This is a genomic window from Sphingobacterium sp. Ag1 (assembly GCF_000988325.1).
Classification (GTDB): domain Bacteria; phylum Bacteroidota; class Bacteroidia; order Sphingobacteriales; family Sphingobacteriaceae; genus Sphingobacterium.
Genome location: NZ_LBGU01000036.1, coordinates 37,428 through 61,346, shown reverse-complemented (window position 1 = coordinate 61,346; position 23,919 = coordinate 37,428). Strand labels below are relative to the sequence as shown.

General features: G+C 40.6%; 19 protein-coding genes. 9 read left to right on the top strand and 10 right to left on the bottom strand.

The window, feature by feature from the left end; translation table 11 throughout:
- Positions 1–15: 15 nt before the first annotated feature.
- Positions 16–456, bottom strand: a complete 441-nt coding sequence (locus AAW12_RS10925; RefSeq protein ID WP_046673745.1) for a MarR family winged helix-turn-helix transcriptional regulator — start codon at positions 454–456, stop codon at positions 16–18.
- 275 nt (positions 457–731) lie between these two features.
- On the opposite strand from AAW12_RS10925, the gene AAW12_RS10920 reads away from it, so the two are divergent.
- Positions 732–1,694, top strand: coding sequence for an isopenicillin N synthase family dioxygenase (locus AAW12_RS10920; RefSeq protein WP_046673661.1), 963 nt, complete (start codon positions 732–734; stop codon positions 1,692–1,694).
- A gap of 89 nt (positions 1,695–1,783) precedes the next feature.
- Here the strand turns inward: AAW12_RS10920 and AAW12_RS10915 are convergent, their stop codons facing one another.
- The 4 genes from AAW12_RS10915 to AAW12_RS10900 form a co-directional block, all read right to left on the bottom strand.
- On the bottom strand, positions 1,784–2,545 hold the full coding sequence (locus AAW12_RS10915; protein WP_046673660.1) for a porin family protein: 762 nt from the start codon (positions 2,543–2,545) through the stop codon (positions 1,784–1,786).
- Positions 2,545–3,834 (bottom strand): PCMD domain-containing protein, encoded by a 1,290-nt coding sequence (locus AAW12_RS10910; protein ID WP_053003625.1) that lies wholly within the window; start codon positions 3,832–3,834, stop codon positions 2,545–2,547. Before AAW12_RS10910 ends, AAW12_RS10915 begins: the two co-directional genes overlap by 1 nt.
- Positions 3,835–3,885: 51 nt before the next feature.
- Positions 3,886–4,248, bottom strand: coding sequence for an MmcQ/YjbR family DNA-binding protein (locus AAW12_RS10905; protein WP_046673659.1), 363 nt, complete (start codon positions 4,246–4,248; stop codon positions 3,886–3,888).
- A 499-nt stretch (positions 4,249–4,747) separates the two neighbouring features.
- Positions 4,748–5,302, bottom strand: a complete 555-nt coding sequence (locus AAW12_RS10900; protein ID WP_046673658.1) for a thioredoxin family protein — start codon at positions 5,300–5,302, stop codon at positions 4,748–4,750.
- 226 nt (positions 5,303–5,528) lie between these two features.
- On the opposite strand from AAW12_RS10900, the gene AAW12_RS10895 reads away from it, so the two are divergent.
- The 3 genes from AAW12_RS10895 to dnaK all read left to right on the top strand — a co-directional run bounded on the left by AAW12_RS10895 (position 5,529) and on the right by dnaK (position 11,130).
- On the top strand, positions 5,529–8,216 hold the full coding sequence (locus tag AAW12_RS10895; RefSeq protein ID WP_046673657.1) for a TonB-dependent receptor: 2,688 nt from the start codon (positions 5,529–5,531) through the stop codon (positions 8,214–8,216).
- Positions 8,209–9,093, top strand: a complete 885-nt coding sequence (locus AAW12_RS25440) for a GLPGLI family protein (RefSeq protein ID WP_053003624.1) — start codon at positions 8,209–8,211, stop codon at positions 9,091–9,093. The genes AAW12_RS10895 and AAW12_RS25440 overlap by 8 nt, the downstream gene beginning before the upstream one ends.
- Positions 9,094–9,225: 132 nt before the next feature.
- On the top strand, positions 9,226–11,130 hold the full coding sequence (dnaK, locus tag AAW12_RS10885; RefSeq protein ID WP_046673656.1) for a molecular chaperone DnaK: 1,905 nt from the start codon (positions 9,226–9,228) through the stop codon (positions 11,128–11,130).
- 111 nt (positions 11,131–11,241) lie between these two features.
- Here the strand turns inward: dnaK and AAW12_RS10880 are convergent, their stop codons facing one another.
- From AAW12_RS10880 to AAW12_RS10870, 3 genes are all read right to left on the bottom strand, one after another.
- On the bottom strand, positions 11,242–11,925 hold the full coding sequence (locus AAW12_RS10880; protein WP_046673655.1) for a TIGR02117 family protein: 684 nt from the start codon (positions 11,923–11,925) through the stop codon (positions 11,242–11,244).
- Between the two features lie 99 nt (positions 11,926–12,024).
- Positions 12,025–12,936, bottom strand: a complete 912-nt coding sequence (locus AAW12_RS10875; RefSeq protein WP_046673742.1) for a sugar phosphate nucleotidyltransferase — start codon at positions 12,934–12,936, stop codon at positions 12,025–12,027.
- 133 nt (positions 12,937–13,069) lie between these two features.
- Complete coding sequence (locus AAW12_RS10870; protein ID WP_046673654.1) at positions 13,070–14,611, bottom strand: helicase HerA-like domain-containing protein; 1,542 nt, start codon at positions 14,609–14,611, stop codon at positions 13,070–13,072.
- Between the two features lie 167 nt (positions 14,612–14,778).
- Here AAW12_RS10870 and AAW12_RS10865 point away from each other — a divergent pair, with 167 nt between their 5' ends.
- On the top strand, positions 14,779–15,117 hold the full coding sequence (locus AAW12_RS10865; protein ID WP_053003623.1) for a hypothetical protein: 339 nt from the start codon (positions 14,779–14,781) through the stop codon (positions 15,115–15,117).
- 8 nt (positions 15,118–15,125) lie between these two features.
- Here AAW12_RS10865 and AAW12_RS26730 read toward each other — a convergent pair whose 3' ends face one another.
- Positions 15,126–15,257 carry a hypothetical protein gene (locus AAW12_RS26730; RefSeq protein ID WP_262506854.1) on the bottom strand — a complete coding sequence of 44 codons (132 nt, stop codon included), beginning with the start codon at positions 15,255–15,257 and terminating at the stop codon, positions 15,126–15,128.
- Between the two features lie 85 nt (positions 15,258–15,342).
- Here AAW12_RS26730 and AAW12_RS10860 point away from each other — a divergent pair, with 85 nt between their 5' ends.
- The 4 genes from AAW12_RS10860 to AAW12_RS10845 all read left to right on the top strand — a co-directional run bounded on the left by AAW12_RS10860 (position 15,343) and on the right by AAW12_RS10845 (position 20,713).
- Positions 15,343–16,884, top strand: a complete 1,542-nt coding sequence (locus AAW12_RS10860) for a SulP family inorganic anion transporter (RefSeq protein WP_046673653.1) — start codon at positions 15,343–15,345, stop codon at positions 16,882–16,884.
- Between the two features lie 210 nt (positions 16,885–17,094).
- Complete coding sequence (locus AAW12_RS10855; RefSeq protein ID WP_046673652.1) at positions 17,095–17,742, top strand: carbonic anhydrase; 648 nt, start codon at positions 17,095–17,097, stop codon at positions 17,740–17,742.
- A gap of 178 nt (positions 17,743–17,920) precedes the next feature.
- Positions 17,921–19,591 (top strand): glutamine--tRNA ligase/YqeY domain fusion protein, encoded by a 1,671-nt coding sequence (locus AAW12_RS10850; protein WP_197084017.1) that lies wholly within the window; start codon positions 17,921–17,923, stop codon positions 19,589–19,591.
- 456 nt (positions 19,592–20,047) lie between these two features.
- Complete coding sequence (locus tag AAW12_RS10845) at positions 20,048–20,713, top strand: OmpW/AlkL family protein (protein WP_046673650.1); 666 nt, start codon at positions 20,048–20,050, stop codon at positions 20,711–20,713.
- A gap of 144 nt (positions 20,714–20,857) precedes the next feature.
- On the opposite strand, the gene AAW12_RS10840 is transcribed toward AAW12_RS10845, so the two are convergent.
- Positions 20,858–23,887, bottom strand: coding sequence for a DUF2723 domain-containing protein (locus AAW12_RS10840; RefSeq protein WP_046673649.1), 3,030 nt, complete (start codon positions 23,885–23,887; stop codon positions 20,858–20,860).
- Positions 23,888–23,919 lie beyond the last annotated feature (32 nt).

Below are 23,919 nucleotides of genomic sequence, written 5' to 3'. Positions count from 1 at the left end.
CATTTGGTTTAATTCCTAGATGATTACTTCTTCTTTGTAACTTGTTGCGAGCTCATTGAGCTTCGCTAAAGAAGCAATCAATTGATCCCGTTCATTTTCTGAAAAATTGTCCGCTAAATATTGATTGAAATTACGAACAACATCTTTAGCAATCCGTCTTTTCTCTCGCCCCAATTCGGTTAAATACACTTTTACGGACCTCTTGTCGGTCTCACTCGTTTCGCGGTATATAAATCCCAATGACTCCAAATTATTCAACACCCGAGACAAACTAGTTGTTTTAACTCCTGTCAAATTTGCAATCTGAGAAACAGGTGTACCCTCTTTATGGATGTTAATCAAAATATATCCCGCAGCCTGGGTAAAACCGTACTGCGAAGCAATTTGATTATATTTATTGGCTATTGTCTGCCAGCCTGTTTTTAAAAAATAATCGATTGTCTGATTTTGGTTCATAAGCGTACTCACAAGCTATTTATTATGCTTGCATAACAAATATACCAGTTAGCAATTAGAATAACAAGTTCGAAATTATAAATTTTGTCATATGTTCGTCAGCATAATTCGGTATACATACCTAACGATACTTGTCGTCAATTGTGAAATGTGGAAAACTTTTAAACACTGAAATACAGCAAAATAAACAGAAACACAAAACTTTTATTAACAGTCCCTGTTTAATAATCAAAATTAATTCCGTTAACTTTGTCCTGAACAAACATCAACACTGTATGGCTTTAGTAAACATACCTCGCTTGGACTTGCTACATTATACACAAGGAACCCAAGAACAACGAAATCAATTTATCCAAGATATTGGCAAAGCTTTCAATGAAACAGGCTTTGTAACGATTGCAAATCATGGCTTATCAAAAGAGCTGATTGAGGAATTATATCAGGTGGTTCCTGAATTTTTTGCTTTGCCGACTGAGATCAAGGAAAAATATGAATTTCCAGAACTTGCAGGTCAACGTGGCTATACCGCAAAGGGAAGAGAAAAAGCCAAAGACGCGAAAACACCTGACTTAAAAGAATTCTGGCAACGCGGTCAAACGATTGTTGGTGAAGAATATTCCAAAGCTGATTTTCCGGACAATCCTGAAGTAGCTGAAATTCCTCGCTTTAATGGCGTAACCGCTGAGGTTTATAAAAAACTAGAAGATACAGGACGAGACTTATTGAAAGCGATTGCGACCTACCTCGATCTGGAAGAAAATTACTTTGAACAATATGTCATCAATGGTAATTCTATTCTACGCGCGATCCATTACTTCCCAATCAACGATCCTGACGCCTTAGCCCCTGACGCAGTACGTGCAGGTGCCCACGAAGATATTAACCTCATTACCTTATTGATTGGAGCTAGTGCGGATGGTCTTGAAGTTTTGACAAAAGATGGGGAATGGTTTCCTATCAAAGCCAAAGGTGAAGATATCGTCATCAATGTAGGTGATATGTTGCAACGGTTAACAAACAATAAGTTGAAATCTACTACGCATCGCGTGGTAAACCCACCACGTGAGAAGATGGGTACTTCCCGTTTTTCTATTCCCTTCTTTTTACATCCAAAATCCGCCATGAGTTTGGCTTCATTGGATTCCTGCATCGATGCGGAACACCCGAAGGTCTACGAAGATTATACCGCTGGTCAGTACCTGGATGAACGCTTAAGAGAAATCGGATTAAAAATGTAAAACTCCGCATCATTTAAATGAGCGTAACAGTATAAAAAAAGAAATGGCCGATCCTAGGACCGGCCATTTCTTTTTTATGGATATTAAAGCTATTTCAATTTATAACCTATACCAACATTCATAAAGATATTATGTAACCCAAAGCTAATACTTTCAAATCCGGTTTTCATAATATTATTGAAGCCATAATCCAACTGTGCCAACGCAAAGAATCTTTTGTCGATAGCATAATGTGCGCCCAAACTCATACCAACATCAATACTTCTAACACTCTCCGAGAAATCATAATCGGCATTATCTACAACAATCTTATTTCCGGTGGGCTCTTCATGCCTAAGATAGCCATTGTAGGCCTCGCCATAGAATTCCTTTTTTACCGCAAAAGAAATATAAGGACCTGCCTGTACATTCCAACGATTTGAAAGCTGATAGGTAGCTTGAATCGGAACAGACAGATACAGGTTATGTACTTTTGTTGTGATATCGCCCGTATAATAACCTCTCAGCTCCTCTTTTGCATCATTCACCGCATTGAATGTCGTCTTGTATCCTTTAACACTCGCCTCTGTATCCATTCCCTTTCCTTCGAAGACGATTCCCAAAGATACTCCCCATTGGGAATCAATATGATAGTTTGCCCTTGCTCCGACAAAAAAGGGAACATTCGGATTATAGCTTTTAATCTTTCGAATTTCCCGTGGCAATGAAAGCGGTGCTGCGCCGCCGATCTTACCGCCTACCGTCACATCGAAACCCAATTTACCCTCATCCGCTGTATTTTCCTGCGCATTGGCAATAGATCCTATCAAAACCATCGCAGCCAGTGCGATTGTATATTTTATTATTTTCATTACTTCTTCGTTACAATTTTGAGATCGTCCACCGTCAACTTGCTACCGACAGCACCTATAAAATTATCACCATATTTACTCGAAGACATTACAATCGCAATGCTATAATCCAAATTGGCAACATCAGCTTCGTTTACTTTCGCCGTGTACTTAAATGGCAATGTAAACTGAACAAAATCACCAGCCTTGGTTGCGCCCCCATTTTCCAACCTGGCAATAGCCACAATACTTGGATCTTTTAAAATATTATGTCCCGTTAAATAGGAAACTTTCTTGTTGGGATCAGATTGCGAGTCCATAAGCTGCTTGCGATTATAGAAAACAGCATAGATATCACAGGAATCCTTGGTATTAACAGGTTTCATGTTTTCATCCGTCACCGTTGCGCCAGGACTATACTTATAGTAACCTTCCAAGGCCAGCGGTATCTGATTGAAAGGAAGGCCAAACTGCGTTGCCGATAACGGGTCTGTCAATACAGGTCCTGTATCAAACGCTCCTATAAAAAGATTTCCGGCAGCAATAGGTTTCTTGAACATCGCCCCAAAAGCACCGGTCAACTTCGTTTCCAATAAAGCCGCTTTCGTTCCTGAATGTGCATCCGAACTCGTTTTAGTGGGATATGATTCGGGGTCCTTGGTACCTCCTCCTAAGCTCAATGTCAAGGAGAAACTTGGATTTCCGGAAGCCCAATTATAGAAATCCTGGCCATCAATTTTATTGTAAAATATGGTGTATTTATCATCCTTATCAATCGCCGTATCTTCAAAACCATATGCTGTTGGAACAAATCCACCATCTGTTTTCACAATTTTAATCAGGTAGTTTTTTGTAAACTGATGATCTTCGGACGTAACTTTATAATATACGCCGTTTTTTAGCAATTCATCAACAATTACTTTATTCATATCCTGAGTTCCGGCAGGCATTTTCAAAGAATCCTTCAAAAGCTCAATGGAGGCACCAGGAGTCAGGTCAAAAGTCATATTCAATTTGGTAAGATCATGAATATTGGGCTGAAGGTAAAGTGTAACTTGCGTATTTGAGATGACCGGGTTCAGCAAAAAGATATCTTCATCGGCATGAACAGCGATAATATCCGCTTCCATATTGAGCGCTTCTTCCTTTATACAACTTCCCAAACTGAAAAGAAGCATAAAACAGATTATCCACGAGTAACTTCGTGTTCGTTTCATAAAAATAATATTTAGTGTAAATTTATCGACCAATGCTTTGAGCAATGCATTGATTTTAGCAAAGCTACCAATCCTAGCCTCAAAAAAAGTCATTTAAACACCTTTTTCTGAATAGACAACTAATTCTTTACACACAAAGTCCGGTTATAGCCCTTTGACTTCCGATCTGATTTTACTGGGCAGACTTTCAACAATAAGCTGATAGCTGTGTAAAATCAATTCCTCTAGCTTTCTATCATCAATCTCTTGGTTGGCAACCACGGTATTCCAGTGCTTTTTATTCATGTGATAGCCCGGCAGTACGGTATGCTCATAGCGTTCCCGCAATTCAATGGCCCTTTCGGGGTTACACTTAACATTAAATCGTAATCCATCAACCTGATCCAGGCCTACCAACAAAAAAATCTTACCGCCTACCTTAAATACCAATGTATCTGGCCCAAAGGGAGTCTCCTCCATCACCGGCCCAATCGATAAACAATAATCTCTTAGATCCTCAATATTCATATTTTTTTAGTTTTAGTTGTCGCTCAAGCAAACTGAAAAAGCCACCATAAAAATGGTCCATAATTCATATAAAGCTAACAAAAACACTGGATCGTTTTACTTAAATCTTTTGATCTTTCGCAAAGGTGACATTAGGGTTATTTGCCCTAAAGAAATTACGTTACGCCGAAAATAGGTCCAAAATAAACTGGAACTAGACAATAGCAAGTGTCAGATAACTTCAGCCTTTACAGGGATTAGCGACGGACATAAAACGTAGCTTCAGCGGTACTTCTTCGCTTGCAACCGAAGAAGTACCGAACAAGTACCGAGGAAGCACCGAACAAGCTCCGACTAATCTCCGAATATCGTATACTTATCTTACCCGGAAATAGGTTTAAATAGCTCCGGGTTTAACAGCAGTTTTTCAAACCATGCTCAGGAAAGACCAGGTCTATTCCTGAGATGATGATCCGGTTAAACTTAAAAATTGCCAGTCTATTATAAGGATGTAATTTTCTTATTTTTCGAGCAGTGCCTGGATTTCCTTTTGGATTTCGGTTCCTTTATCGGCATTGTACCACTTTTGAATCTCCTCTTTGATTTCGGAGAAATCTGCCCCTTGCGCTTTCATATGCAAAAACAGCTCCTGGCAGGCTTGAGGTCTTGGGCCCCAGACAGCCAAATCCTGCCCCTGTTCGTTACGTATCACCAGAATTGGAATAGATTTACCTCCGTTTGTTAGATAAGAATCGATCAGAAACGGAGCACTATCACGCAGTTGGATATCCACCGTGATATTGGGATTTTTTGAGGCCATCTTCGCCAACATAGGCACCGAATGCGCCGCATCCCCGCACCAAGGTTCAGTAATAATGATCCATTGTTGCTTTTCAGTAATTGACTCAACAAATTGTTCAAAAGTCGATGTTGGTTCGAAGCGTTTTAACCAACGGCCCATTCTTGTCCAGTTCATTTTCGTGTACTGATAATATTCATCATCTTGATAGGTCGGGTGATTCTCAGGATGATTTAAGATATCTTCGAATTGTTGTAAGTAATTTTCAAACGTCATAATACCAATTTTGTGCAAAGGTAAATTTTACTTCCAACTTTCTCAAACAACCTTCCGCCAACAATCTGTATTGAATGCAATAAAAAATAGGATGCTCAAAAAGTACATGTACAGCAAGAAAAATGTGATTTCCTCTACCTTATATACCAAAGATTTTACATTCAGAAGAGATGTTTTACATTTATTAACGATTAAGTAAATTATATTTGAAAGATACAACCCGTACATGAAAAGATTAGTTCAATTAATACTTTTACTATTTGTCATCTTCAATAGTGCCTACGCCCAAATAAACATCAAGGGGAGGATTCTGGACAAGGCGGATGACAAACCTCTGACCAATGCCTCAATTATTTTATTGAACCGCGACTCAGTCCTTCGTTATTTTAACAGAGCCAATGAAGAGGGAAAGTTTCAGGTAAAAAATATAAAGCCCGGAAGCTATATTATTTTAGCCACATACCCCAAGTTTGAACTCTACAGTGATACGATCCAAATTGCAGATAAAGATCTCGACTTGCATGATATCAAAATAAATTCCCAAAGAAATGTTTTGCAGGAGGTGATTGTTACGCGTCGTCTTCCAATTACACTGAAAGGCGACACCATCGAATATGATGCGGCGAGTTTTGCCACGGAAAAGAATGCGAAGTTAGAGGATTTACTACGTCGTCTCCCCGGTTTTACGGTTACGGGAGACGGAAGTATCACTGCCCAAGGGAAATCTGTACAGAAGGTGTTTATCGATGGGGAGGAGTTTTTTGGTTACGACCCCAAAATAGCCATTCGAAATGTACGTGCAGATGCTGTCGATAAGGTCCAGCTCTATGAAAAGAAATCCGAGGAAGCCGAGTTATCAGGTATCGATGATGGCGTAAGGATCCAAACCGTTAACGTAGTACTTAAGGAGAAAGCACGAAAGGGAATCTTTGGAAATATGGAGGCATTGGCGGGATCCAAAGGATTGTATGCTGGAAATCTGTTCGCTGCCAAATTCAATAAGACCGAGCGAATTGGGATTACGGGCAGTCACAATAACATGGGGAGTTCAAGTGGCCGTGAAGGTTCTTTACGGATGAACAACCAGATTACGGGCGAACCACTGAATACAAATCTTGGAGCAAACTATGAAAATCAGTTCTTCAAAAAGGCCTTAAAAGTAAACGCCAACTATGGGTATGACAACAACAGCAACAAGAACCACTCGGAGACTTACAATAAAAATGTGCTTCCTGATAAATCCATTCAGGAAAAAAACAGTAAAAACGATAGCGAGAGACATAGCCGAAGTAATGGTTTCAGGTCAAACCTTAACATGCGACTGGATTCCACGCAAAATATGGAACTCCAATCCAATGCCAATTGGGCTACCAACGCTAATCTAACTTACACAGACAGCAAAACGGGCGATGAATCGGGCAACCCAATCAGTGACTTTAGGGAGAACAATCAATCGAACTCCTCAAGTTCCAACAATAATTTTCGCCTAAATTATAGAAAACGATTAAAAGCGGGGCGTTCTTTAAATGTGATGGTCGGCAATAATCACAAAGAGTCGGATTCAGAGAGTAAAGTCAATTCACGGACTTATTTTTACAAAACCGGGGATAGTACAATTATCAACCAAACGCGACATGGCCGGAATAAAGGCAATGACTTCAACTCTTCGATCAATTTCAACAACCGTATCAGTGACTATATCAATCTGGCTTTAGGCTACAGCTTCAATCATTCGAAGAGTACAAATACCCAAAATTCAATAAACAATATTACACAAAAGTTTGATTCACTATATTCTCAAAACCAGATCGACAATAATACCAATCAAGGTGTGAATGTGCACTTTTCCTATCGCAAAGAAAAGTTGGAGATCAATTTTTCCAACCGTACGTTCTACAAGAATCAACAGTTAAATGATAGTTATAGATCAATTGATCTTGCCCGGAATTTCTGGGATAACAATTTAAATGTTGATGCCAATTATCGCCTTTCAAATAGCAAAAATATACGTTTAGCTTATCAAAGTTCGAATATCATTCCATCGTTTGATCAGTTACAACCACTGCAACCTCAGACCAATCCGTTGTTTCAACAAGTCGGTAATCCCGACCTAAAACGCGCGGTGAACAATAACATTTCGGCCAATTATAACGCGTTCAGTTTATTGAAAGGAACGAATATCAATATCAACGGGAACTTGTCATTTGTTAATAATCCTATTGTCAACAAAACAACCATACTAGACAACTCGGCTCAAATCAGTTCTTATGAAAACCTATCGGGTAAATCCAACTGGAATGGCGGCTTGAACATCAATCATATGCAGCCATTGGCCAATCGTCGCATCAATTTTAACAAGAGTGCAAACGTCAGGTTTAACAACAGCTATAGCTATACCAAATTTGAAGGCGGACAGTCCGGCGGCGAGTTTCTGCTGAATAATGCAAAGAATACCAACTTTAGTTTAGGTTCTAGCTTAAATGAGCAGGACTCAGAAGGATTCGACTTTGATCTTTCGGCGAACGCTGGTTTTAATGTACAGCAAAACTCGATCAACACCCAATACAACGCAACAAGTTTTCAAGGCGGGACTTCGGCGTACATCAAATACTTTTTACCGAAGAAGTTTAATGTCATGGCAAACATTTACTATAGCTATACAGGACCTACGAAACTTTATAAAAAATCAATCAATCAATTTTATACCAATATTGAATTAGAGAAAAAAGTACTGAAAGATGAGAGTATGACACTCAGCTTAAAGGCCTTTGACCTGTTCAATACATTTAACAACACACGTCGTAATGCGAGTGACACCAACTATTCAGAGTCCGTTCAACAGGTATTGACACAATATTTTTTGGTCGGTGTAAAATGGGATTTCAACAAATATCTAGGGAAAGGAAATGATTAAAAAAATATATCTAACCGTCATCATCTGCTGCCTGCGTGGTTTATCGCTTCAGGCACAATATGCCTATTTTGGAAGTAGAGGTACGATCAGTTTTGACAAAGTCACGTACACAAAAGCACGCATGCGGCAGCTATCCAACGACATGAGCTCGAAAGGAATGGACAGAGGGATGGGCATGATGGAATATCTCGACAAGATGCCGGATTCACATACGGAAAAATTAAACTTCTACTTTGATGAGAATTCTACCGTGTTGATGCCTGAGGAAAGCGTAGTTAGCGAAAAGCAACGTGGTGAAGTCAAAATGGCCGCACCTACGATAACTTCGGGCGCAGGCAGAGGGGGCAGATCTCAGGCTGCGGTCCGAATCGGAGGAAACCAAAGGGGGCAATTTAGAGGTGGTGCCAACAAGAACGGCAAAGTCCTCTACCAGGATCTGAAAAACGGCACAGCAGACATTCAGCTTGACATCGACGAAAAATACATTCTTTCGGAAACTTTGGACAGCATTACCTGGCGTTTCACGGAGGAATTCCGAAACATTGCCGGAGTAAACTGCCGCAGAGTCAATGGTGCTACCAAAGACTCACTCTATCTGATCGCTTACTATTCGGAAGAGATTCCAGTATCGGCGGGACCAGCATTAAGCCATGGTCTCCCGGGCATGATATTGGGCCTTGTCATCCCTGAAATGCATATTCAATATTGGGCTACAAATATCGCCTATACCAATAAACTTGTTCCTTCTGATTGGCGGGATAAAAAATCAAAAAAAATGAAACTTGCTGAATTCTCAGAAATCTTTGGCAGATATATGCCACGCAATCGCCAAAACGAGTCAGCTAAAAAAAGGATATTAGAGCAACTGGTGTATTGAAAATGTCAGTTTGGCAGTACCTAAGGACAAATTGATGACAAATAGTGTTTTTTTTACAAAACTTTTGGATTGGCATAAGGGTTGATAATAGACTGATAGAATTTATTTAAGTAAAAAATTAAAACACAAGATATGTCTAAAATTATAGGAATTGACTTAGGTACTACAAACTCATGTGTTGCCGTAATGGAAGGTAACGAGCCTGTAGTAATTACGAACAACGAAGGTAAACGTACAACTCCTTCGATCGTAGCTTTCGTAGAAGGTGGCGAGCGCAAAGTTGGGGACCCAGCAAAGCGTCAAGCAATTACTAACCCACATAAAACTATTTATTCCATCAAACGTTTTATGGGACTTTCATACGATGAAGCTGTAAAAGAAGCTGAACACGTACCTTATAAAATCGTTAAAGGTGACAACAATACACCGCGTGTAGAAATTGACGACCGCAAATATACACCACAAGAGATCTCTGCTATGATTCTTCAAAAAATGAAGAAAACCGCTGAGGATTTCTTAGGTCAAGAAGTAACTGAAGCTGTTATTACAGTTCCTGCATATTTCAACGACGCGCAACGTCAAGCAACAAAAGAAGCTGGTGAAATCGCTGGTTTATCTGTAAAACGTATCATTAACGAACCTACAGCAGCAGCTTTAGCTTACGGTTTGGACAAAGCACACAAAGACATGAAAATTGTTGTGTTTGACTGTGGTGGTGGTACACATGACGTTTCGGTATTGGAATTAGGTGACGGTGTATTTGAAGTTAAATCTACTGACGGTGACACACACTTAGGTGGTGATGACTTTGATAACGTAATCATCAACTGGTTGAATGAAGAATTCAAAAGTGAAAACAATGGCTTTGACTTGAAAAAAGATCCAATGGCATTGCAACGCTTAAAAGAAGCTGCTGAGAAAGCGAAAATCGAATTATCAAGCGCGACTTCTACAGAAATCAACTTGCCGTATATCACTGCAGATGCAACTGGTCCAAAACACTTAGTTCGTTCATTATCACGTGCTAAATTTGAGGCTTTGGCAGCTGACTTGATCAAGAGAACAATTGCTCCTTGTGAGTCTGCATTGAAAAATGCTGGTTTCAGCAAATCTGATATTGACGAAATTATCTTAGTAGGTGGTTCTACGCGTATCCCTGCAATCGTTGATGCTGTAAAAGCATTCTTCGGAAAAGAGCCTTCTAAAGGTGTAAACCCAGATGAAGTTGTTGCTTTAGGTGCTGCTATCCAAGGTGGTGTTTTGACAGGTGAAGTAAAAGACGTTTTATTATTGGATGTTACTCCACTTTCATTGGGTATTGAAACAATGGGTGGTGTGATGACTAAATTGATCGAAGCAAATACAACAATTCCAACTAAAAAATCGGAAACGTTCTCTACTGCTTCAGACAATCAGCCATCTGTAGAAATTCACATCTTACAAGGAGAGCGTCCTATGGCAAACCAAAACCGTACAATCGGCCGTTTCCATTTGAACGATATTCCACCAGCTCCTCGTGGCGTTCCTCAAATCGAAGTTACTTTTGATATTGATGCCAATGGTATCATCAAAGTATCTGCAAAAGATAAAGCTACTGGAAAAGAACAAAATATCCGCATTGAAGCATCTTCAGGTTTGTCTGACGACGAAATCAAACGCATGAAAGAAGAAGCTGAAGCAAATGCTGATGCTGACAAAAAAATAAAAGAAGAAGCTGACAAAGTAAATGCAGCTGACGCTTTAATCTTCTCAACTGAAAAACAATTGAAAGAATATGGCGATAAAATTTCAGCAGATAAAAAAGCGCCAATTGAAGCTGGCTTAACAAAATTAAAAGCTGCTTACGAAGCGAAAAACTTTGCTGATATCGACGCTGCTTCTGAAGAATTGCAAAATGCTTGGAATGCTGCTTCTGAAGAAATGTATGCTGCTTCGCAAGGTGGTGCACAACAACCTCAAGGTGATGCAGGTCAAGCTCAAGGTGGAAACCAAGGTGGTGATGATGTAACTGACGTAGATTACGAAGAAGTGAAATAATCACTCCTCCTCATAAAAAAAGCTCCAGGATTATTCCCGGAGCTTTTTTTATGCCTATTACTTTCACTATCTCGTTTAACCTTCACCGCAATACGCTTATGCATTTTCCAGCTACTTCTTATCCTTATAGTGACTTAAGATTCCTTTGTCCAAAGTAGCCCATATACCTGCTGGCATCGCCGCTCTCTTTAAGGCATTATTGGTCCAGGTATTGCACGAATAAAACATACTATAGGCTCCTTTTGCTTCGTAAAAGGCGTCTGAGTCACCATACTGCGCATCTGTTTTCACCAAAATAGCTTCCGCTTGATTTCGATCCAACGAATCTTCTATATATTTTATCAGATCACGGTATTGGGATTTACTGATCTGATAAGCAAAACATAATTCATCTTGCTGAACCGAATTGTAGTAGGTCACATGAATGGCAGACTCCCCTAATCCAAAGGCAGCCACAAAGGCTGTCGATGCTTTAAGATCCTTCCATTCTGGTGTATCCAAATAGAATCCTTTATCCCCCCAACCGATACCGACATACCGATATCCGCTATGTTTCCCCACCGTATTCCCATAAGGAAATAGTTGCGACCAATCCATCTCTTCGTTAACGACAGGCAATACGATATCGGTATGAACACCATTGGACTGAACAAAAACCTGAATCGTCTTCTCTTCGTCTGTAATTTTCCTTGGAGCCGAAATTCTTGACAAACTGTATTCAGCAACAATATAGAGCACACAAAAAGACAACAATCCTAAAATAAGATAACCAAACACTTTAAGAATTTTTTTCATCAAAGATTTATTTCCGCTCAATTAATCTAGCGCACAGGTCAAAAAAAAACCTGTATTGCTTGACAATACAGGTGAAAGATAAGCTATTTCTTTTAGCTCTTAAAATAACTTTTCTGGATATACTCCATCAGCCACCAATTTTGAAATTGATTCTTGTACGATAGGTTTATCTTCTTTATAAGTTACGCCAAACCATTTCGAAGAAGTTGGGATTACCTTAAAATCAGCCAACTTATGCTTCACCATATAATCCGGTACAGAAGGAATGAAAAATTCTGCTTTTAAATTTTCCTTATTTTCCTCAACAAATGCAGGGAACATCGCCTGAGCTACTTCGAAAATCTTTGGTGTAAAACCCCAGAAGTTCATCGAAACACGGGTTTTAGGGTCTAGATCTGTCTCCACCCCATTTTCCTCATAAACGATTTTGCGATCGTCGCCTTCGCCTTTGTAGTATATATTTGTACGTTCAGTTACACTTTCCATATGTCCAGAAGGGGTAACCTCACATACTCCGCGTGAAACGTAGCCATAATCGGACATGGTATTTCCAACCTGGAAGCCCATCAACGACATTTGTTGATCAGAAACCTCGGTTGTTAAGAACTCGGCCATTTTCTGAAAAGAATCCGATCCGTAGAAATCGTCTGCATTGATTACACAAAATGGTTCATGCACTTTATCTTTAGCACTCATCACCGCATGGGCAGTACCCCAAGGTTTTGTTCTTTCGATAACGTGATTAACACCGAATTTTGTTAAGTCAAAATCTTGAAAAGCGTAATCTACTTCTATTTTACCTTTCAATTTTTCATCAAATACTGTTTTCATTTTTTCCAGAAATTCTTCCCGGATAATGAATACAACTTTTCCAAATCCTGCGCGAATAGCATCGTAAATTGAATAGTCAATAATTGTCTCGCCGTGTGGGCCAAAACCATCTACTTGTTTTAAAGAACCATACCGGCTAGCCATTCCTGCTGCCAAAATCAAAAGGGTTGGTTTACTCATATTTAATTGCGTTAATAGAATTTTCTTTTCGTCCGCAAACTTAGCTAAATTTGCCCTCAAAAGCAAATTTAGCTAAGTTCGGCTCCACCTTCAAAGGTATAGTATTGAAACGAAAAGAATCCAAAAATTAGTATTATTTCTTTTTTAAGAATGCGTTTAATAAACCCGTCGCTAGTTTGCCCAAAAACTTAACTCCCTCTCTTGCTAAGGTCGTTGTTGCCGTTCGTTGCGCAGCTTCTAGAGGTGTCTGTCTTCTGGAGCTTGGCCGACTTGCTTTTTCCGCTTCTTTTTCCTGGGCCGCGCGTTGTTCTTCCTGTGCTGCAGCCTGCATTCTTTCGTCTATGATTTCCGCGGCAGAGCGATTTTCTTGTCGCTCCTGATATTTTGCCCGCAAATCAGACTGATTGATAATTTGGCTAACCGTTGCATCATCTGCAGGTCCCATAACTGCACGCGCCGGCACCAAATGTGTAGCGACAACCTCTGTAGGAATACCCTTATCATTCAATACTGTGATTAATGCCTGTCCAGTACCCAAAGAAGTCAGGACCTGATCAATTTCATAAAAATCGGATTTAGGATAGGTTTTTACAGTCTTCTTTAAATTTTCAGCATCGTTGGGTGTAAAAGCACGCAATGCATGTTGCACACGGTTACCCAGCTGGGCCAATACAGATTCAGGTACATCGGTTGGAGACTGTGTACAAAAGAAAACGCCGATCCCCTTCGAACGGATAAGGCGAATGATTTGATCCACTTGAGTCAAAAAGGCTTTAGGAGCCCCATTGAACAGCAGATGGGCTTCATCAAAGAAGAAGACCAACTTGGGTTTGTCCAAGTCACCCACCTCAGGCATATTTTTAAATAGCTGTGCCAATAAGCTCAATAAGAATGTAGAATAAAGCACCGGCTGATCTTGCACGTCAGAAATATTCAATAGGCTAATCACACCCCTACCATCCACCTTCTGAAACAGATCGTTAATATCAAATTCTTTCTCACCAAAGATATGCGCTAGCCCCTGCTGTTCCAATGCGACGATCTTACGCAGGATGGTTCCCGAGCTTGCCGAACTAATCTTACCATAATCACCTTTGATTTCTTCGCTGCCGGGTCCTTCAGAAAGATAAGTAAGCAGTTTCTTCGTATCTGAGAAATCAATCAACGGCATTTGGTGATCCTGTGCATATTTGAACATCGCAGCCAATACGCCGGTCTGTGTTTCATTAAGTTCGAGTATCCGGCCCAACAAGACGGGGCCAAAATCTTCTACGGTAATCCGCATCGGAATCCCCTTATTGCCGGACAGTGAATACAGTTCTACCGGAAACGACGATGGCTCAAACGGCACCCCCACGGCATTTCCCCGATCAATAAGGGCTTGGTTGGTCACCCCTGGCACTGCTAGGCCCGATAGGTCACCTTTAACATCCAGCATAAATACTGGTACAGAGGCATCCGACAATTGTTCAGCGATCAATTGTAGCGTACGTGTTTTACCGGTTCCGGTAGCCCCTGCAATAAGTCCGTGACGGTTCATCATTTTCAAGGCTAAATTCACTTTTGCCTCTGCCAGAATTTCGCCATTAAGCATTCCCGCTCCCAGATAGATAAACGCTCCTTTGGGATTATAGGAAGCCTGAACCTTCTCTATAAATTGTTCTTTATTTGCCATACAAAAGGCTTAATATTTATAAATCAATAAAAATTGAAAACTTTTCAAAAAATAATCTCTTCGTCACAATTTCGTGCCAAATTTTATTTTTAGTGCACTATTAATTTGAATTTAACATAGAATTACTATTTTTACGATGTAAACAGTAAGATTAAAGGTAATAAAAAATGTTAAATAAGCAGTTTAGATTTGTGGCAGCATTCCTTTGTGCTATCATCTTTTTCACAAAGATGGCCATCTCTATTTCGCCTATTTTTTCAAACAGCTTAGATCAAAGTACCATCTTACAGGTCGTTTTACAACTGGAAATCGAAAACAATAACGGCGCAAGTAATGATACACTTGAAACTGCCTCAAAATTTTTCAATACAAAAACAGAAGAACCTATTGTATTTGAAACCATTCTCGTTGAGAACCAAGGAAAACAGAAGAATTATCTTAAAAATGAGAAAAGCATTTTAGCTTTCCATCCTACGGTTCCAACACCGCCTCCTAACTATTCATAAAGGCATCCCTAGGGATGTATCCCGTCAACCCGCATGCTAAAGGTAATGTATGTGCGGTAATCTTTGATTTTTCTGAAGTAATCGGCTTTGGCTCTGTTGATGTTATCGTTGATTTGGTTCGGCACTAACGCTTTGTTCATGCTGTTGAACGCCAAACGGTATACATGATACAACGCCAGTTAAAGGTCGCCTGATGAAAATTTTTTACAGATAAACACAAATTTTATGTTTGGAACTCGTACGTCGGCTTTTCTGAAACTATCGAAAAGAGACTTAAAATATGACTTCCCTGCTAGTGTTGTGGTGTTTTTGGTGGCACTTCCATTATGTTTGGGAATTGCAATGGCCTCTGGTGCGCCATTGTTTGCAGGATTATTGACTGGTGTAATTGGTGGAATCGTTGTCGCTTCAATCAGTAAATCACCACTCAGTGTAAGTGGGCCAGCTGCTGGTCTTACAGTTATTGTCTTAGGTGCTATTCAGAGCCTAGGGGCATATGAAACCTTTCTACTTGCCGTCGTGATTGCCGGTGTAGTACAAGTTATTCTCGGTATATTAAAAGCAGGGATGATCGGAAACTATTTCCCTTCAGCGGTCATTGTAGGTATGCTTGCTGCGATCGGCATCACAATTATCATGAAGCAGATTCCTTTGGCATTGGGCTTAGTGGAAACACATGCCTTCGAAATGGACAATGGTCATGGTATCGGTGCCTATTTTGACACGATAGCCTCTGCGATCAACTTTGGCGCATTGATCATTTGCGCCTTGTCATTGGCGATCCTAATCTTTTGGCCATCTATTCCAAAGCTCAACAAGGTGCCAGCCCCATTGGTTGTCGTGATGCTAGGCGTAAGTTTAGCTTATCTTTTCAACGGCTCAGCATTCCAGTTGCATGACAAGCAATTTGTACTAGTCCCTATTGTCGGTTCTTTTGCTGAATTCACAGGATTATTTACCCTCCCGGACTTTACACAGATTGTCAACAAAGATGTGTGGATAGCTGCATTTACGATTGCAATTATTGCAAGTTTAGAGACTTTATTGAGCATCGAGGCTGTTGATAAAATAGACCCCTACAAAAGAAATACGCCAACCAACCGCGAACTTGTTGCACAAGGCATCGGAAATATGACCAGTGGACTTCTGGGCGGTCTGCCTTTGACATCCGTCATTGTACGCTCATCAGCAAACGTCAATGCAGGCGGAAAAACAAGGCAATCTGCCATCATGCATGGTATATGGCTATTGGTCGCTATGCTCGCTATCCCAACAATGCTGAACATGATTCCTTTGGCCTGTCTGGCGGCCATCCTTCTCCATACAGGGTATAAATTGGCTAAACCAAGTCTATTCACCTCAATGTACAAAAAAGGCTTAGATCAATTTATCCCATTTTTTGTCACCATTGTAGCGATTGTGTTTACCGATCTCCTTATGGGTGTAGGGATAGGTATTGTCGTGGCGACATTCTATATCTTAAGAGCCAATATGAAAAATGCTTTTAAATATAATATTGAAAAAGACAATGAAGAAGATAAGGCTGTCATTACATTAGCGGAGGAAGTATCATTTTTGAACAAGGTTCCTATCCAACAAAAATTGTACAGCTTACCAAAATCGATCAGTAAGATCCGAATCGATGGGACATTCAGTAAATTTATAGACAAGGATGTCATCGAAGTCATCAAAGATTTTGAACAGAATGCCAGAAGTAAAGGCAAAGACATCGAACTTTTGCAGGTGGTCTATAAGAAACCTTCATAGGATACGGGTCTTTGACGTATCTCGTAAGCCATTCCCTTCCATTGGTCGGCTAGCAAGCTGGATTGAAATGGGGGGGGAGACGGTTATTGAATAGCAAGAACAGCTATTCAATAAAAATAAGTTGTTTGAAGTAAACAATGAATTTAGACATTTGTATTATTATAATAAAATTGAAACGATGCCTTCGGGCAAGAGTGAAATAAGAAGAATATGGAAAATAAAGATTTAAAAATAGGATTTGACAATATCATTAAGGGAAATAAAGAGTGGATGGAGTTTGTAAAGAATGATGCTACAGGGCGGTTCCAACAGCTTTCTAAAGGTCAAAATCCAGAAATTCTTTGGATCGGTTGTGCCGATAGCCGAGTACCTGCAAATGAATTGACAGGTACAAAGCCTGGAGAGGTATTCGTTCATCGTAATATTGCCAACATGGTCATTCACTCCGATATGAGTATGCTTTCCGTCTTAGACTATGCGGTCAATGTTTTGAAAGTAAAACATGTCATTATCGCAGGTCACTATGGCTGTGGTGGTGTAGCAGCCTCTTTAAGCCGCAAGCAGTACGGTATTATTGACAACTGGTTGGGTCATATCAAAGATGTATATCGCTTACACAGTGCAGAGATTGATGCGATCCAAGAGCATGATAAAAAAGTAGACCGTTTAATCGAGCTCAATGTACAAGAGCAAGTTTTCAATCTGTGCGCGACGTCAATCATTCAAAATGCATGGAAAGAGCGTGATGATCTTGCCGTACACGGCATGATTATCAATATCGGCACTGGAGAATTGATCGATCAACACTGTACGTTTACCAATAATGACGAGCTAGGTGAAGTCTTCGCTTATAAATAGCGTAGTAATAAAAATCGGTAAAAAGGGACGAAATTTCGTCCCTTTTTTATTGTGGGTCCAAACCTTATTACGTCTTCCCATTCTTACCGATACAGCCAGCACATTCAATCACTCATACTAAGGCGAATATCTACGATCTCCTAGCTAATATCTCGCTACGAATAATTAACTTTGTATTATGAGTGAAGAAAAATCATTAAATTTTATCGAGGAAATTGTCGAAGAGGATCTTCGAACAGGAAAGCATGGCGGACGTGTATTGACACGTTTTCCTCCTGAGCCAAATGGTTACCTCCACATTGGTCACGCCAAATCCATCTGCTTGAATTTTGGATTAGCACAGCAGTATAATGGCAAGACTAATCTACGTTTTGATGACACTAACCCTGTCACTGAGGATACCGAGTATGTTGAAAGCATCAAGAAAGATATTCAATGGCTTGGATTCCAGTGGGCAGAGGAATTATATACTTCAGATTATTTTGAGACACTATATCGTTATGCCGTTGAGCTAATAAAAAAAGGTCTAGCTTATGTGGACGACAGCACTGCTGAAGAAATTGCAGCAGCAAAAGGTACCCCAACAGAACCCGGTGTTCCGACACCATATCGCGACAGGTCTATTGAAGAAAATTTGACCTTATTCGCAGCTATGCGCGCCGGTAAATACCAAGATGGCGAAAAAGTACTCCGGGCAAAGATTGATTTGGCTAGCCCAAATATGCACTTGCGCGACCCTTTGTTATACCGCATCAAGCACGCTCACCACCACAGAACGGGGAATCAATGGTGTATCTATCCGATGTATGATTTTGCACATGGCCAATCAGACTCCATTGAGAAAATTACACACTCCATCTGTACATTGGAATTTATTCCACATCGTCCACTTTATGATTGGTGTATAGATAAATTGGAGATTTTCCCCTCCAAACAATACGAATTTGCACGTTTGAATATGACCTATACTGTCATGAGTAAGCGTAAATTACTGCAACTGGTCAATGATAAGTTTGTTGAAAGCTGGGACGACCCGCGCATGCCTACGATCTCAGGATTGCGCAGAAGGGGGTATACACCGGCGAGTATCCGCAACTTCTGTGAAAAAATCGGTGTTCAAAAACGTGAAAACATGATCGATGTCAGTCTTTTGGAATTCTGTATCCGTGAGGATCTCAACAAAACGGCATGGCGCAGAATGGCTGTCCTTGATCCAATCAAATTGGTGATCACAAACTATCCTGATGGTCAGGTAGAGGATCTTATTGGTGAGAATAACCCTGAAGTTGAAGGCGGTGAAGGTTCACGCTCCATTCCATTTTCAAAAGAGCTCTGGATAGAGCGCGATGATTTTATGGAAGATGCACCAAAAAAATTCTTCCGCTTGGGCCCTGGGCTTTCCGTACGTTTGAAACATGCTTACATCGTTACCTGTCATGATTTTGTGAAAGATGAAAACGGAAACGTGACGGAAGTTCATTGTACCTATGTTCCAAACTCAAAATCAGGAGAAGATACTTCAGGATTAAAAGTTAAAGGAACAATCCATTGGATCTCGGTTCCACATGCGAAAGAAGCCGAAGTAAGGTTGTACGACAGATTGTTCAATGATGAAAATCCTGCCGCTGCAGAAGATTTTAAAGCATCGATCAACCCTGAAAGTTTACATATTATCCAACGTGCTTACATTGAACCGGATCTGGCTAACGCTACGCCTGGAAAGGGATATCAATTTATACGATTGGGTTATTTTACATTAGACACACAGTCAACGCCAGACCATCTAGTCTTTAACCGTACGGTTACATTAAAAGACTCCTGGGGTAAGGAAGTGAAGAAAAACGCGTAAAACCGTAACTTCTAAAATAGAACAGGTCGGAATAAATCCGACCTGTTCTATTTTAGAAGCATTCCTATTCCATTCAATATGCATTGACATGCCGGATTTGTATCCCCATTAACCCTGCTAAACGAGACTCCAGTCCCCCCCTTGCCCCCAACTCTCCTAGCAGTTATTCTGGTGCACAATCCGCAGTTGCGCGAATGACATACTTTCATAACGTTTGCTCGTCCTCAGGCGAGACAAATGCGTGTAATAGGCCTATTATCCCAATGTGGCTTGAAAAACTATTACAGCGGATTTACACCTACCCATACTTTCCTATTTTTTACAACAGTAATTTATAAAGGTACATCATCTGCAATAGGAAAAACATCGTATCATTCATTTTTCAACCTGATTATCGTCACTCTTTTGCCCTGATTTTAGCAATAGTTTTACAGCAAACAAAATACCCTTAATGATATGAAAAAGCTACTTTTAATTGCACTAACACTTACCCTAGGCGCACTAAGTTTACAGGCACAAACAATCCCTAATCAACGCTGGCAAATGAGACTCAGAGGTGTGACAGTCATGCCAAACGAATCGGCCAATATTAATACCATAGGCGGAGACGTCGACATCAATACGAAATTTATCCCTGAACTTGACTTCACCTATTTCTTCACAAAAAACATTGCGGCGGAATTGATCCTTGGGACTACAAAACATAAAGTTAATACAACAGGTTCGAATTTAACTGCCATTGGTGGCAGTCCATCCAGCAATGTGGATCTTGGGAGTGTATGGCTCCTCCCTCCCACACTGACAGCGCAATATCACTTCCTCCCCGACGGTGCCATTAAACCCTATGTAGGAGCGGGAATAAATTACACCATATTCTATAGCGTCAATGCGGGGCAAACGGTTAAAAATGTAAAATATGATAATGCTTTCGGCTTTGCGACTCAACTGGGAATTGATTTTAAGCTATCTGAAAAATATTTCGTGAATTTAGATGCTAAGTATATTCTTTTAAAGACCGATGTCAATGTGGATGCATCAAACCTCGCCCCCAACCTATCCATACCGGCAAAAGTTGACATAAACCCCTTCCTGCTCGGCTTTGGAGTCGGTATGAAATTTTAATAACTCGGCTCATTCCCTATCCTATATGTATCGAGGCCTCTTCCAATATTTTAGAAGAGGCCTCATCTGGTTTCTTATCTCAAATACGTTAATCCAATCCTCCATTAGGCGTGCCTGGTAATTTGGTTCAGTTCATCATCAAAATTATTCTACGTCGTACCAATTTTGATATTGCTGTCTCAACTGCTCAACACGTGCCAATCGTTTGGTATCCTTTGCTTCCAATAAAATAGCCTTATACCGGTCTACAGAGTCCAAGCCGGTCTGAATATCATTCCACTCAAAGCTCAGGTTTTTCTTATCCATTACCAATTGATGTAGGTATTCCATATTTTCAGCGACATAATCAAGGTTCCGGTCCATCATCCTGTTGGCCAGCTGAGGTTGCCCCGAGCGATACAGACTATCGATAATATCGGCATAATTGATGGCGTCCGACATCGCATATACGCGATCGGGCAATTGATCGTATGCTTTTTTTGCCACCTCCCCAGCTTGTTTGACCTGGCCATTGGCTAAAAGCATTCGGGCAGCTTTTCCAAATATATCACGGGCGTACATGCTTGCAAAGCGGAACGAATCTGTATCCAAGTATTGTGCATTTTTAACATTACCCCAATGATACGTATGCATAATATTGCTATATAACGCCTCCATATTAACTAGCCCACCCTGCTCACTTCGTTTTCCTGTCGATCGATCTGTAGCAGTGACAGGCATCAATCGAGAAGTAAAGCCCTCATTGACCAGGTATTTATCCAGTCCCAACTTAATATCACTTGGCAGCATATTCGAAAAATATATCGGTCTGTCCCAATGATTATTTTCAAGCACGGATAACAGGGTTAAATCCGACCTGGTCAGATGATCATTCGGAATTTCCCATTCCATTGCAGAAACTATAGCTCCCTGAAAATACGCCGGAACCGCATTTTTCTTAACCACCTCGTCTTTATCAATGCGCAATTGGACTTTCTTGGAAGGGAAATAGTTTTCCATATCACCGGAATTCAGCTGAACTTTATACTCCGCATCATCCGATGTGACAAACTGCAATAACTGCTGTATATCTACCGCATTGTCAAGTTGTCTATCTACGAAAGGGATATAATCACGAACGCCTTTTTTCGTCTTTTCAGCGGGAATCGTCACGGGGAGCCCTGCCGCTTGATACGTGGGTTGTTTGGCCTGTTGCATATACCAATCGCCTGTGAGATAGCTTAACACGACAACCCGAACATCCGGACGTACGCCCTCTACTTCTTGCAAATACCATACAGGAAATGTATCATGATCGCCATAGGTAAATAGAATAGCATTTGGAGCACAGGATTCCAAATAATTGCGTGCCATATCCCTTGCCAACGATTTCTCGGACCGATTATGATCATCCCAGTTTTGATGAGCCAAAATAATAGGGCCTCCCAACAGCGCAAAAGAAATACCTGTCGCTAAAGCATAACGTGTTTGTACAAAACGGTTGAAAAACCGAACAAATGCTATTACTCCCAGCCCAATCCAGATCGCAAAAGCATAGAAAGACCCCACGTAAGCATAATCTCGTTCCCGGGGTTGCATAGGAGTTTGGTTGAGATAAACTACGATCGCTACCCCCGTAAACACAAACAGCAAGGTCAGTACCAAGGTATAAGGTTTATTGTTTCGGTACAACCAGATCGCACCAGCTATTCCGAGTAGCAATGGAAGAAAAAAATAAGTGTTCCGGCTCGGGTCATGCTCCTGCGATCGAGATATTTTATCTTGTCCCCCTAAACGCCAATTATCCAATGGTCTGATCCCCGACAACCAGTTGCCGTCACTATAGGTCCCATATCCTTGCCTGTCATTCTGTCTACCCACAAAATTCCATAAGAAATATCGGGTATACATATCTCCCAGTTGAAAATTAAAAAAGAACTTAAAATTATCGGAAAACGTTGGCTGTTGCCCTTCTTTCAAATTGAGGTAACTTCTGTAATAAGCTTGATGGCTTCCATCTTGGCTATAGATACGCGGGAAAAAGGTTTCCTTATCAAATTGATATTTGTCTACCTGTGTGAAGGGAACATACTCCGACTTATCTTTCCGATAGCTCGTCTTACTATCGACGCCAACCACTTGCGAGTCATAATAAGGTCCTTTGAGTAACGGTTCCCGTATATATTGTTCACGGCTCAAATATCCTAAAAAAGAAAATACATTATCCGGCGCATTATTGTTCAAGGATGGATTTGCTTTCCCACGGATCATGACCATGGTGTAGGAACTGTATCCAAATAAAACAAAACAAAGAACCAGCAAGGCTGTATTGAGTGTATATTTCTGCTTTTTATAGGAATAATATAGACCGTAAATTATCAATCCCCCCAATAATAGGCACGAGAAAAAAATTCCGGTACCAAATCCCATTCCCAATGAGTTCACAAATACGAGATCCACTTTAGCCGCTAGACCGACTAACCATTGAATAATTCCCCACAAAACGGCCCCCAAGATCAGCACTCCGACGAGGAAAGCTTTTATTGTCCCTTTCGCATTAACCTGTCGCGCTCTTCGGAAATAAACAACCATCGCGATAGCCGGGATTGCTAAAAGATTTAATAGATGCACTCCGATCGAAAGCCCCATAACAAAAGCAATAAAAACCAGCCAACGATCGCTACCGTCTTCATCTGCACGGACTTCCCACTTTAAAATTGCCCAAAATACGACTGCTGTACATAAGGAAGACATTGCATAAACTTCAGATTCTACCGCCGAATACCAAAATGAATCGCTGAAACTAAATGCCATTGCACCGACAACTCCTGCGCCGAAGATCTGCAGGTAGGTTGACAAAGGAGCTTGTTTGTCTTTGTTGAGTAGCTTTTTAGCAATGGCGGTTATTGTCCAAAATAAAAAGGTAACAGTAATTCCACTGCAAACTGCAGAACCTATATTCATCCAATAGGCGATCTGCCCCTTATTCCCTAAAGCGAGATTAGAAAATATATTCTGAATAAGAAGAAACAATGGTGCTCCCGGTTGATGTGCCACCTCCAATTTATAGGCACAGGCTATAAATTCACCGCAATCCCACCAGCTTACCGTCTTTTCAACTGTAGCGATATATACACAGGTGGCAATTAGTCCGCAAGCAAAACCGAGTAGAGAATTTAATCTATTGTACGTCATAAGGTCAATTGGTCTATTGTTAAAATCCTTTT